At 73.0% G+C, this 11,569-nt stretch carries 10 protein-coding genes and 1 pseudogene (1 of these 11 only partly in view); 5 read left to right on the forward strand and 6 right to left on the reverse strand.

Annotated elements, in window-relative coordinates; translation table 11 throughout:
- Both AN216_RS04355 and AN216_RS04360 read right to left on the reverse strand, forming a co-directional pair.
- Positions 1 to 1,305 carry the 5' portion of a zf-HC2 domain-containing protein gene (locus AN216_RS04355; protein ID WP_079166242.1) on the reverse strand. The gene continues 345 nt to the left of window position 1, outside the view, so only the first 1,305 of its 1,650 coding nucleotides appear in the window; the start codon lies at positions 1,303 to 1,305; its stop codon lies beyond the left edge, outside the window.
- Positions 1,302 to 1,922, reverse strand: coding sequence for a sigma-70 family RNA polymerase sigma factor (locus AN216_RS04360; RefSeq protein WP_079166243.1), 621 nt, complete (start codon positions 1,920 to 1,922; stop codon positions 1,302 to 1,304). The genes AN216_RS04355 and AN216_RS04360 overlap by 4 nt, the downstream gene beginning before the upstream one ends.
- A gap of 386 nt (positions 1,923 to 2,308) precedes the next feature.
- On the opposite strand from AN216_RS04360, the pseudogene AN216_RS04365 reads away from it, so the two are divergent.
- Positions 2,309 to 2,659: pseudogene (locus tag AN216_RS04365) on the forward strand (STAS domain-containing protein); the annotation flags it as partial.
- Positions 2,660 to 3,110: 451 nt separating this feature from the next.
- Here the strand turns inward: AN216_RS04365 and AN216_RS04370 are convergent.
- Entirely contained in the window at positions 3,111 to 4,133 is a 1,023-nt protein-coding gene (locus tag AN216_RS04370) for a GlxA family transcriptional regulator (protein WP_244502312.1), read from the reverse strand.
- Between AN216_RS04370 and AN216_RS04375 the strand changes: the two genes are divergently transcribed.
- Complete coding sequence (locus tag AN216_RS04375; protein WP_244502313.1) at positions 4,132 to 5,610, forward strand: MFS transporter; 1,479 nt, start codon at positions 4,132 to 4,134, stop codon at positions 5,608 to 5,610. The genes AN216_RS04370 and AN216_RS04375 overlap by 2 nt on opposite strands.
- Positions 5,611 to 5,682: 72 nt before the next feature.
- On the opposite strand, the gene AN216_RS04380 is transcribed toward AN216_RS04375, so the two are convergent.
- On the reverse strand, positions 5,683 to 6,729 hold the full coding sequence (locus tag AN216_RS04380) for a GlxA family transcriptional regulator (RefSeq protein ID WP_070195259.1): 1,047 nt from the start codon (positions 6,727 to 6,729) through the stop codon (positions 5,683 to 5,685).
- Positions 6,730 to 6,799: 70 nt separating this feature from the next.
- On the opposite strand from AN216_RS04380, the gene AN216_RS04385 reads away from it, so the two are divergent.
- Positions 6,800 to 7,651, forward strand: a complete 852-nt coding sequence (locus AN216_RS04385) for an NAD(P)H-dependent oxidoreductase (protein ID WP_070195260.1) — start codon at positions 6,800 to 6,802, stop codon at positions 7,649 to 7,651.
- Here the strand turns inward: AN216_RS04385 and AN216_RS04390 are convergent.
- Both AN216_RS04390 and AN216_RS04395 read right to left on the reverse strand, forming a co-directional pair.
- Positions 7,606 to 7,929, reverse strand: coding sequence for a hypothetical protein (locus AN216_RS04390; RefSeq protein WP_244502314.1), 324 nt, complete (start codon positions 7,927 to 7,929; stop codon positions 7,606 to 7,608). The genes AN216_RS04385 and AN216_RS04390 overlap by 46 nt on opposite strands.
- 67 nt (positions 7,930 to 7,996) lie before the next feature.
- A complete protein-coding gene (locus tag AN216_RS04395; RefSeq protein ID WP_070195264.1) occupies positions 7,997 to 9,127 on the reverse strand; it encodes a flavin-containing monooxygenase in 1,131 nt (376 codons plus the stop codon).
- Positions 9,128 to 9,574: 447 nt separating this feature from the next.
- Between AN216_RS04395 and AN216_RS04400 the strand changes: the two genes are divergently transcribed.
- Complete coding sequence (locus AN216_RS04400; protein WP_244502315.1) at positions 9,575 to 10,699, forward strand: S8 family peptidase; 1,125 nt, start codon at positions 9,575 to 9,577, stop codon at positions 10,697 to 10,699.
- A 279-nt stretch (positions 10,700 to 10,978) separates the two neighbouring features.
- Positions 10,979 to 11,569, forward strand: a 591-nt coding sequence (locus AN216_RS04405) for an AraC family ligand binding domain-containing protein (RefSeq protein WP_244502316.1), incomplete at its 3' end; no start/stop codon positions are given.

Genomic DNA, 11,569 nt, shown 5'->3' on the forward strand with positions numbered 1-11,569 from the left:
CGGCGAGCCGACCGCTGACAGGTGCCGGGCCGGCGCCGCGAGTCCGGCCCGGCGGCGCCGCGCGAGGGTGCCCGGCAACTGCCGGGCCGCGAGATCGACCATCAGCCGCAGGTCCGGACCGGCCGGCAGTTCATACGGATAGTCCACGGCGTCGGCGATGTCACCGGCATGCACCCAGCACTCGAAGGCCCGGTCGATGAAGGCGTCCCGTAGGGGGAGCACGAAGTCCCCGTAGGGCACCTCGAGTCGGGCGGAGGCCTCGTCCGCGAAGGAGACCGTGCGCACCAACTCCCGGCCCTGCTCCCGCCAGGGCATACGAGCCCCGCTGCCGGTGTCCGTCGCCTGGTGCGCCCGCCACAGTGCTTCCGTACGGACGGCGGGGCCGCCGACCGGGGTCCCGGGGCCGCCGGTGAGGCCGCCGGGGGACATGGCGCTCAGGGGATCGGACAGCCCGAGCGGGGCGGCGAGCAGCCCGTCCACCGCCAGCAGATGCTCTATCACCCCGGCGACGGTGGTCTCCCGCGCCGCCGCGCCCTCTCCCTCGAACCAGCGGAGCCGGACCGGCGCCCGCCATTCCGACTTCGCCATGTCATGCAGCAGTGCCTCGAGTCGGGCGGTCTCGGTGTCGTACGGCGTGACCCAGTAAGGGATCGGCACCCGCGCCGGCCGGCGGTCCAGACAGCCGGCCAGCACCCGGGAGCGCAGCATGGGGTCCAGGTCCAGGCTCTCCTCGGGGTGCAGCAGCCCCACCGCGTCCCGCAGCCGTCGCGCCTCGTCGGCGCAGGTCTCGCAGCCGGCGAGGTGCGCCTCCACGGCCGCCGTCTCGGCCGGCGAGGTGGCCGCCAGCGCCCAGGCGCCCAACAGGGACTTGAGGACCCCGTGCTCGAACTTGGGTGCCGGCGTGCCCTCCAGCCGCCCGGGCGATGTCGGTCGCTCGTCGGGCGGGCCGCCGGCTGATGGTTCGCCGTACGCCGTGCGGTCCCCGGAGTCGGCCGGACCGGCACGGTCGGGGGCTGGCCCGGGCGCCGTTTCCCACGGCCACTCCGCGTCTTCCGCGGGTGGACGCGGTAGTGGTATCCGGGGCGACTCGACCGTGCCCCGCGTCTCGGCGTCCGGTGTCTCGGCGTCCCGCGTCGGGTCGTCGTGCCGAGGCCCGGGGTCCGGCCCTCCGTCCCGCGGGTCCGCCGGGCCGCGGCCGTACTCGCCCCGGTCGCGGCCCTCCCGACGCTCGTCCCCGTGGTCCTCTTCACCGTGCCCCTCGCAGGAGTCGCCCTGACCGTCGAAGGAGTCGTGTGAGCCGTTCACCGCGATCCCCCGAACTCCGGCAACTCCCCCGCACCGCCCTGCGCGCCGCTTCCCTGGACCGGCCCGGATCTTCGCGGTGGCTGCTCCCGTAGGGGGCGCTCCGCGGCCGAGGACAACAGCTGCAATCCGAGTCGCAGCCGCCGTCGTGCCTCCGCCTCCGTCACGCCAAGCCGCTCGGCCGTCTGCCGACAGTCCTGCCGCTGGAAGTACGCCAACTCCAGCGCGGCGCGCAGCGAGGTCGGCATGGAGGTCACGATGTAGTCGGCGCGGGCGGCGGCGGACGCGGCACGGACCTTCTCCTCGACACGCTCGGGGGAACCGTTCGCGGCCTGCTCCTGACGGCGTAACCGGTAGGCGGCCCGGCGCTGGGTCAAGGCCGCTATCCAGGAACGGAACGGCCCGTGCCGGGGGTCGTACTCCTCGGGATGCTCCCAGACGTGTGCGAACACCTCCCGTGTGACCCGGTTCGCCGCGTCGTCCTCCTCCAACACCCGGTGGGCCAGGCTGTGCACCAGCGGCGCGAACCGGTCGTACAGCTCGCCGAGCGCCGCGGCCTCGCCGCGCGCCAGGCGCTGCTGCATTCTCCGGTCCCAGCGCGGTGGTGTGTCCTGTGCCATACGCCTCGCTCTCCCAGCGAACGGACTCCTGTGCGGTTCCCACCCCGAATGTAGTGCGAGGGGCTGACAACGTGCGCCCCTTTGCGGCAATGTTCGCCTTACGGGAGTTGCTCATGGTGCTGTTTCCGTCACTTTGCGCTGGGGCCGCCGGAAACTCCCCGCCGCCGTGGCCGACGTGGTGTGAAGAACCGCGAAACGTCGCCGGTCCGGGCATTCTTCGCCGAACCGACGGGACGAAGGGGTTGTCCAGCGCATAGGGTCTTCGCAGGAGTGCGGTTTCGGCCGCGTCCCGTGGGGCAGCCGAAACGAGGAAGGATCACCTCAGGTAGGCGATCACGGTGGCTCAGGGAGACCGGGAAGCCAGTGGGCCACAGGGAAGGGGACACGTGTCGTTGAAAGTGTGCGAGGAGGAGCGGGGGGAGTGGGCCGTCCTGCGGGTTTCCGGCGAGATGGACCTCGTCACTTCGCCCGCCGTGCGGCAACACGTCCATGACGCGGTCGCCGAGGGGCGGCGCAGCCTGGTGCTGGACCTGTCCGAGGTGCTCTTCTGTGACTCCAGCGGCGTGGGTGTCCTGATCGCTTCGCGCCGGCTGATGCGCTCTTGCGCCGGGCAGTTGCGGCTGATCCTGCCAGCCCGGGGGGCCGAGGACGGTTCCCACGTGAACCGGGTGCTCGCGGCACTCGGAGTCCGCCGGCTCTTCGACTGCTATCCGGACCTCGCGGCCGCCACCGGCCAGCCCGCCGGCGCCGCCAGCGGCCCGTCGGCCAGTCCGTCCCGCCCCGCGACCAGCGCCACTCAGGGTGCCGCCGCGAGTACGGCCGGGCCCTCCGGCCGGCGTTCGGCCGCCGGCCCGCTCTCCGCCTGAGCTCGTCCCGCCTCGGACTCCCAGGGGAAAGTCCAGACCAGGTATTGACGTGTCGTGCGTGACTGATCACCCTTGAGCGAGCGGTTCGTCGTGAGGGGACGTTGAGGGTCGTGGACGCCTTGGCGAGTACGGCCGCGCCCCGGCGACCGTCCCTCCGGACGGGGCCCGCCCTGCGTGTGCCGGGCCGGCACGCCGGATTCGGACGGTGATGCGCCGCGCGCGTGCTGGTGCGCGGGGCGCATCGCCATCTCACCGGGCGCGTGGAGCGCCAGCGCCGGGACCCGCGGTGCGCTGGCGCCGCGCGAAGCGCCCGAGCCCCGCGTCAGTCCGCCGTCGTGCCGATCCGCGACACCGTGCCGGTGCGGAACGTACGACGGTACGCGCTTGGCGAGACTCCCAACTCCGCCTGCGTGTGCATGCGCAACGCGGCGGCCGAACCGAAGCCCGCGTCGGCCGCGACCCGGTCGATCGGCAGGTCGCTGCGCTCCAGCAACTGCTGGGCTCGCTCGACCCGTTGCCGCACCAGCCAGCGACCCGGACTCACCCCCACCTCCTCGCGGAAGCGCCGCGTGAAGGTACGTACGCTCATCCCCTCGCGCTGCGCCAACTCGCCCAGTGTCAGCGGCCGGTCGAGGTGCTCCAGGGCCCAGGCGCGGGCCGCGCCGGTGCTGGAGACGCCCGGTTCGGGGACCGGCCGTTCGATGAACTGCGCCTGGCCGCCGTCCCGGTGAGGCGGTACGACGGTCCGGCGGGCCACCGTGTTCGCGACCGCCGCGCCGAAGTCCGTACGCACCAGGTGCAGGCACAGGTCGAAGCCGGAGGCGACGCCCGCCGAGGTCAGGATGCCCCCGTCCTCGACGTACAGCACGTCGGGGTCCAGCCGCACCGCGGGGAACAGTTCCCGGAAGCGGGCGCAGGAGGCCCAGTGGGTGGTCGCGCGGCGGCCGTCCAGCAGGCCGGCCGCGGCCAGCACGAAAGCGCCGGTACAGATCGAGGCGATCCGGGCGTCGGCGCGCAGGCGTCCGAAGGCCTCCGTGAGGTCGTTTCCCAGCCGGCCGCTGGTGGTGCTCTCGTCGCGCTCGTGGGACGCCGGGATGATGACGGTGTCGGCCTCCGCGAGCGTCGCGCCGCCGTGCTGGACGTTGATCGTGACATCGGCGTCCGTACGGACCGCTCCGGGGGTGGCCGAGCAGGTGACCACCTCGTACAACGGCTCGCCCTCGGCGCTCCTGGCCAGGCCCAACACCCGATGGGGGATGCCGAGTTCGACCGGCAGCAGGCCGTGCCGGACCAGCACGGCCACTCGGTGCCGGTCCGGATGACGGAACACGTGGGACTCGCTCATGGCCCGATCCTCGCACAACATGGCCACCCGGCCACTCGTACCGGGGCAGGCGCCCGGCGAGGGTGACGGGGTGACTTCCACACCGCCCTCCCAGGCCCCCGCGGAGACCGCCGGCTCCGCCGAGCACGCCGCCACCGCCGCCGAGCACGCCTCCGCCACGGCGACCGTCACCGCCGCGTCCCGGACTGGCCGATCCCGCCGATCCGGCTGGCCCCGCCTGCCACCCCGGCCGGCCCGGCCACACCGCGCGTGGTGGGTCGCGCTGGTCTGCTTCGTCGCGCTGGTCGGGGCCGCGGCGTTCCGCGCGACCCCGAGTGTGTTCATCGACCCGCTGCACGCGGAGTTCGGCTGGTCCAACGCCACCATCTCCGGCGCCGTCTCGGTCAACGTCCTGTTGTACGGCCTCACCGCGCCCTTCGCGTCGGCGTTGATGGAGCGTTACGGCATCCGCCGGGTGGTCGCCTGCGCGCTGCTGCTCATCGCCGTCGGCAGCGGGCTGACCGTCTTCATGACCGCCGCCTGGCAACTCATCCTGTGCTGGGGCGTGTTCGTCGGACTCGGTACCGGATCGATGGCGCTGGCCTTCGCGGCGACCGTGACCAATCGGTGGTTCGTCCAGCGGCGCGGCCTGGTCACCGGCGTGCTCACGGCGGGCGGCGCCGCCGGCCAGCTCGTGTTCCTGCCCCTGGTGGCGCTGCTGGTGGAGGGTCCCGGCTGGCGGGTCGCCTCGCTGGTGGTATCCGGTGCCGCGCTGGCCGTCGTACCGCTGGTGGTGTGGCTGCTACGGGACCGCCCGGAGGACGTCGGGCTGTTGCCGTACGGCGCGGACGAGAACTACGTCACCCCGGCCGAACAGGGCACCGGCGCCGCCCGATTGGCCTTGGGCGCGCTGTGGGACGCCGCACGCGGCAGGGTGTTCTGGCTGCTCGCCGGCACCTTCGCGATCTGCGGCGCGACCACCAACGGCCTGATCGCCGTGCACTTCGTGCCGGCCGCGCACGACCACGGCATGGCGGTGCCGGCCGCCGCCTCGCTGCTCGCCGTCATAGGAGTGTTCGACCTGGTCGGCACCATCGCCTCCGGCTGGTTCACCGACCGCTTCGACCCGCGCCGGCTGCTGGCCGTGTACTACGCGCTGCGCGGCGTCTCGCTCATGTTCCTGCCGCTGCTCTTCACGGACGAGGTGCGGCCCTCGATGCTGTTCTTCATCGTCTTCTACGGCCTGGACTGGGTCGCCACCGTGCCGCCGACCATCGCCCTGTGCCGGGAGCACTTCGGTGAGCGGGGCGCCATCGTCTTCGGCTGGGTGCTGGCCTCCCACCAGGCGGGTGCCTCGATCGTCGCCTTCCTGGCTGGCCTCGTCCGGGACACCTTCGGCAGCTACGACCCGGTGTGGGTGGTCTCCGGCGCGCTGTGCGCGGCGGCGGCGCTGATGGCGCTGGTGATCCGCGACCGAGCGGCGGCCGAGACCCGCTGAGGACGTACGGCCCCCGTGCGGGCGGCCCCGTGCGGGCGGTCCCGTGCGTACGCTCCTCGCGGCAGCGGGATGTCACCGGTCCACCGCGGCTCCGCCACCCCGGAAGGTGGCCCGATAGGCACTCGGCGTCACTCCCAACTCCGCCTGCATGTGCTGACGCAGCGAGGTGCCGGTGCCGAAACCGGAATCCGCCGCCACCCGGTCGACCGGCCGGTCCGTCTCCTCCAGCAGCTGCCGTGCCCGTCCCAGCCGCTGCTGGGCCAGCCAGCGCCAGGGCGTCTGCCCCACCTCCGCGCGAAACCGGCGGGTGAAGGTGCGTACGCTCATCGACTCCCGCGCGGCCAGTTCGGGCAGCGACAGCGGCTGGTCCAGCCGCGCCAGGGCCCAGGCGCGCGCGGTGCCGGTGGAGGCCCGGGGCTCCGGGCCCGGCACCGGCCGCGGGATGAACTGCGCCTGGCCCCCCTCCCGGTGTGGGGGTACGACGGTGCGGCGGGCGACGTCGTTGGCGACCGCGGCGCCGTGGTCCCGGCGGATCATGTGCAGGCACAGGTCGATGCCGGCGACCTCGCCCGCGGAGGTGAGGACGTCGCCCTCGTCGGTGTACAGCACGCCCGGGACCAGTCGTACGGCCGGGAACAGCGCGCGGAACCGCTCGGCGGACCTCCAGTGCGTCGTCGCCCGGCGGCCGTCCAGCAGGCCGGCCGCGGCCAGCGCGAAGGCTCCCGTGCAGACAGAGGCGAGCCGGGTGCCCGGACGCAGCAGTTCGAACGCCGCCGCCAGTCGTGGCCCGAGCCGCCCCTCCCGCTCGGTCTCGTCCTCCTCGTGGGTGGCCAGCACGACGAGGGTGTCGGCCTCGGCCAGCGCCTCCGTGCCGTGCCGTACGAGGATCGGGAAGTCGGCGTCCGTACGCACCTCGCCGGGCTCGGTCGCGCAGGTCACCACCTCGTACAGCGGCTCCCCGGCGCCCTCGCCGCACTCCTCGCCCGCCGGGACGGGCGTCGCCGCCCCGCCGAACATCTGGTGCGCCAGTCCCAGCTCCAGCGGCAACACCCCGTGCCGGACGAGGACGGCGACCCGGTGGCGGGTCGGGTGCCGGAAGACAGTCGTGGCGGTGGTCATGGCCGTATTCTTTCACTCATCGGCCATCTGGCCACTACCGCCGCCGGGGAGCGGCGCCGAGCATCGAGACATGAAGGTTCTCTGGATATTCGCCCACCCCGAGCGGCGCTCGCTGAACGGCGCACTGCTTGACGAGGGACTGCGCACCCTGACCGACCTCGGGCACGAGCACCAGGTGTCCGATCTCTACGCGATGCGCTGGAAGCCGGTCGTCGACGCGGACGACTTCCACCGCGAGTCCTGCGAGCGGCTGTTCGTCGGGGAGGCGCAGGAACGTGCGTACGAGGAGGGGAAGCTGAGCGACGACATCCTCGCCGAGCAGGAGAAGATCGCCTGGGCCGACGCGCTGGTCTTCCACTTCCCGCTGTGGTGGCTGGGGCCGCCGGCGATCCTCAAGGGCTGGTTCGACCGGGTACTGGTGCAGGGGTTCGCCTTCGGCGTGCGGGACGGGCTGGGGAACGCACGGCGGTACGGCGACGGCGGTCTGGCCGGGAAACGCGCGCTGGCTGTCACCACGATCGGGGCGCGGGCGTCCTCCTTCGGTCCCCGGGGGATTCACGGGCAACTGGAGGAGGTGCTGTTCCCGCTGCTGCACGGCACGTTCTGGTACACCGGCATGGACCCGATGCCGCCGCTGGTCGTCTACGGCGCGGACCGCGCGACCCGGCCGGAGGCCGACCGCGCCAAGGCCATGCTGCGCGAGCGGGTGCGCGAACTGCCCGGCGGCGAGCCGATTCCGTACTTCCCGGAGCGCGGGGGAGCCTATGACGACGCGCTCGCCCTGCAACCGCACCTCGCGCCGGACGACACCGGCGTGCGGGTGCACAGCCCGGGCCGCGTGGGCGCGGCGGGTGGGACTCGCGGGCGCGAGCGCGGTCAGGCGTCCTCGGCGTCCTCGGGGTCCAGGTCGAAGACGAAATAGAGGCTCAGCGTGTGGGGCTCGTCGTTGCCGTACAGGTAGTCCCAGGAGACGTCCTGCACGAGGAGGTCGTGTCCGGCCACCCACTCATGGGCCTTCCGGAAAGCCTCCGCGGCGGTCGTGCCTTGGAACAGCTTCCTGCCGATGGGATGCACCTGGGGCTCGGCGTCCGAGTCGTCGAAGTCCTCCGGGACGTCCAGGCAGAGGTCGGGGTCGAGCATGGACTGCGCCCTTTCCAGTCGGTTGCCGTACGCGTCGGCAGCGGTCGATCCGCTGAACACGACGACCGGTAGGACCACCGGACGCCCGGAAGGGTTGCTTCTGGCCAGCACAGGGTGCCCGTTGGCGTCAGCGGCGCCCGATGGCGCGGGCGATGCGCGGGGCGTCCCGGCTGAGCTCCCGCAGCATGCCGCTGATCGGGTTGGTGAAGCCGGTGAAGTGCAGGCCGGGCGCGTCCGGGTGGGTGCGCGGTCCGTGGACCAGCGGTCGTCCGCGGCTGTCCAGTACGTTCAGGTGGCCGACGAGCGGTTCCAGGTTGCGTTCGTAGCCGGTGGCCGCGATCACCACGTCCGGGGTGATGGCCGTGTCGTCCAGCAGCTTCACCTCGCCGCCCGCGAAGCCGGCCACGCCGGCGACTGGTTCCACCCCGCCGTCGCGTACGGCCTTCAACAGGCCGACGTCCTGCACCGGGATGGCGCCCTCGCGGGCCCGGGTGAACAGCCCGGTGGTGGGGCGTGGCAACCCCTGCTCGGTGAGGTCGGGGATGCTCAGCCTGGCCACGCCGGCCGCCAGCCGGTCCGTGAGGGCGAGCGGCAGCCGACGGCACAGGACGCCGTTCGCCTGCGCCGGCCAGCCGAGGGTGGCGCGGCGTACGATGTGCGGCGGCGTGCGGATCGCCAACCGCACCCGGGCGGCGCCGCCTTCGAGGAGGTCCACGGCTATCTCGGCGCCGGTGTTCCCGGTGCCGACCACCAGCACGTCCTTGTCCTGGTACGGTTCCGGGTCGCGGTAGCGGGAGGCGTGCAGCAGCGTGCCGGTGAAGCTGTCCCGGCCCAACCAGTCCGGCATCCGGGCGGTGTGGTTGAAGCCGGTGGCGACGACGACGGCGGGGGAGGTCAGTTCGCGTCCGCCGTTGGCCCGCAGGGTCCACTCCTCGCCGGCGCGTTCGATCCGGTCGACCTCGACGCCGGTGGCCAACTCCACCCGGTGGTAGGCGGCGTACGACTCGAGGTAGCGCACCAGGTCGTCGCGGGACGTCCAGCGCCCGTACGAGCGGGGGATGCGCAGTCCGGGGAGGCCGGACCATCGCCGGGTGGTGTGCAGGCGCAGTCGGTCGTAGTGCGCGCGCCAGGAGGCGCCGACGGACTGGGACTTCTCCAGGACCACCGACCGGATGCCGCGCTGCCGTAGGGCCGCCGCGGTGGCGAGTCCGCCGGGCCCGGCGCCGATGATGTGGACGGGCGTCCCTTGCTCGGGCATGTGCATGACCACGAGCTTAAGGGTGACCCGGAGGGCTGTGTTCCGACACCGGCGAGAGCCATAACGCTTGGGCAACAACCACCGATGGAAAGAAGCGGTAATGCCGTACATGTAACCTTAGTGCCACATGTGTGCGGCTAGAACGGAGCTGTCATCGCACGCCCGACCGAAAGGGCCGCTCCGTTGCAGCATGCGAACAGACCCCAGCAGAGATCATCCCAGCGATACCGGCACAGTGCGCACTCCACGGCGGGTCACTCCGCGGCGGGTCACGCCACGAGGCGCTCCAGAGCGCGGAGGACCGCTTCGAAGGGCCCGCGCGGAAGGGGCCGGATAGCCCTCGCGAGCGCGCTGGCCTGCGCCCTGCTCGGCGGTCTCGCGGCCGGCGCCGGCGCGCTCGAGGGTGGCCCCACACCGTCAACACCCGGTGGGCCGACAGTTGATGAGGTGCGCGGCGCGGACGCCCCGGGCGCCATCGACGGTGAGTACATCGTCGTGCTGAAGGAATCCGGAGCCCGGGCCGCCGCCGCGGACGAGCTGCGTACCACCACATCCGTGCGCGACCTGGCCGGCTCCCTGCTGAGCGCTGCCGACGCCGAAGAGGCCGACACGCGGCGGGTGTTCGCCTCCGCCCTCAAGGGCTTCACGCTCACGGCGGACCGCGCTCAGGCCCGCCGGCTGGCCGCCGAACCGGCGGTGGCGTACGTGGAACAGAACCGGACCGAACGCGGTGACGACACCCAGCAGGACCCGAGCTGGGGCCTGGACCGGGTCGACCAGCGGGACCTACCGCTGAACGAGAGCTACCGCTACGCGGAAACCGCCGCCGGAGTGACCGCCTACGTCGTGGACTCCGGTATCCGGGTCGGACACGAGGACTTCGGCGGACGCGCCTCGTACGGCTACGACTTCGTCGACGACGACGCCGAGGCGCAGGACTGCAACGGGCACGGCACCCACGTCGCCGGCACCGTGGGCGGCGAAACGTACGGCATGGCGAAGAAGGCCGACCTCGTCGCGGTGCGGGTGCTGAACTGCGAGAACCGCGGCACCACCGAGGACGTGCTCGCCGGCTACGACTGGGTGGCCGCGCACGCCGTGCTGCCGGCCGTCGCGAACGTCAGCATCGGCGGCGCCGCCACCGACGCCAAGGACGCCGCGGTGACCGGCATGGTGGAGGCCGGGGTCACGGTGGCCGTGTCGGCGGGCAACGACGACGGCGACGCCTGCCAGCAGTCCCCGGCCCGCGCTCCGGACGTGCTCACCGTCGCGGCCAGCACCGACACGGACGCCCGCTGGAGCGAGTCGAACTACGGCGACTGTGTCGACCTGTTCGCGCCCGGGGCGGACATCCTCTCCGCCGGGATCGACTCGGACACCGCGAGTGCCCGCAAGAGCGGCACCTCGATGGCGACCCCGCACGTCACCGGTGCGGCGGCGCTCTATCTCGCCGGGCATCCGGAGGCCACGCCCGAGGAGGTGACGAAGGCCCTCCGGTCGGCGGCGACCGAGGACAGGATCACCGAGGCCGGCGCGGAATCGCCGAACACGCTGCTGTACAGCCGCTTCTGACCCGGCAGGATCGGTTCTCCGGCCCGGCCGGCGCGGGCCGGAGAACCAGTCGGCGCACGCCGGCCGGGCCGCTTGGTCCCCGCGTGCCGTGCCGCCCGTACGGACGCGTGCCGTGCCGTGCCGCTCGTGCGGACCCCGCACGGCGTACGGAACCGGGCGAATGGAACCGGGCACCGGGCAGGTAGGAACGCTGCCGGGCAAGGGCGAGCCGCCCGGACGGGGGAGTGCGCGAGTACGCCGTACACGTGACGTGTCCCCTGCGAGGATGGGAAGCCGGCCGTGGAAGAGACAGCCGAGGTGGCGGTGCCCCTGCACCGTCTCGAGGTGCCCGCTCCGCAGATACTCCCCTTCGCCATCGGCTCCTTCGACTCGATCGGGCCGATGTCCCGCGCCAGCTTCCCCCATCGGCACACCTTCCACGAGATCGTGTACGTCACGGGCGGACGCGGCGAGCATGTCATCGACCTCTGTCGCCGCCCGGTGGCTCCTCCGAACCTGTGCTTCATCGCGCCCGGCCAGGTGCACCACTGGGAGCGGGCCCGGGAACTCACCGGCTGGGTGGTGCTGTTCGACGACGCCTTCCTGCTCGCTCACCCCACCGACCGGGACACGTTGCGCGGTCTAGGCGAACGGCCCTGGCGGCGGCTGGACGCGCCGACGGCGGCGGGGGTCGCGCCGCTGCTGGCCGAGATGGTTCGGGAGTACCAGACCCAACGGCCCGGCATGGTGTCGGTGTTGCAGGCGTACCTGCACATCCTGTTAGTCCGCGCGGCCCGCCCGTACGACCCTCCGTCAAGCACGCCCGCCGGCGAGCCGGCGGGCGAACCGGGGGTGGGCCCGGCGCAGGTCGGCCCGTCCCCGGCGGTGGCC

Source organism: Streptomyces oceani (assembly GCF_001751245.1).
GTDB classification, from domain to species: domain Bacteria; phylum Actinomycetota; class Actinomycetes; order Streptomycetales; family Streptomycetaceae; genus Streptomyces; species Streptomyces oceani.

What these genes read in the sequence shown, in the direction of transcription:
- AN216_RS04360 (WP_079166243.1), bottom strand. Translation starts at nt 1,922, where the DNA reads ATGGCACAGGACACACCACCGCGCTGGGACCGGAGAATGCAGCAGCGC.
- AN216_RS04375 (WP_244502313.1), top strand. Translation starts at nt 4,132, where the DNA reads ATGGCCCGATCCTCGCACAACATGGCCACCCGGCCACTCGTACCGGGG.
- AN216_RS04370 (WP_244502312.1), bottom strand. Translation starts at nt 4,133, where the DNA reads ATGAGCGAGTCCCACGTGTTCCGTCATCCGGACCGGCACCGAGTGGCC.
- AN216_RS04380 (WP_070195259.1), bottom strand. Translation starts at nt 6,729, where the DNA reads ATGACCACCGCCACGACTGTCTTCCGGCACCCGACCCGCCACCGGGTC.
- AN216_RS04385 (WP_070195260.1), top strand. Translation starts at nt 6,800, where the DNA reads ATGAAGGTTCTCTGGATATTCGCCCACCCCGAGCGGCGCTCGCTGAAC.
- AN216_RS04395 (WP_070195264.1), bottom strand. Translation starts at nt 9,127, where the DNA reads ATGCCCGAGCAAGGGACGCCCGTCCACATCATCGGCGCCGGGCCCGGC.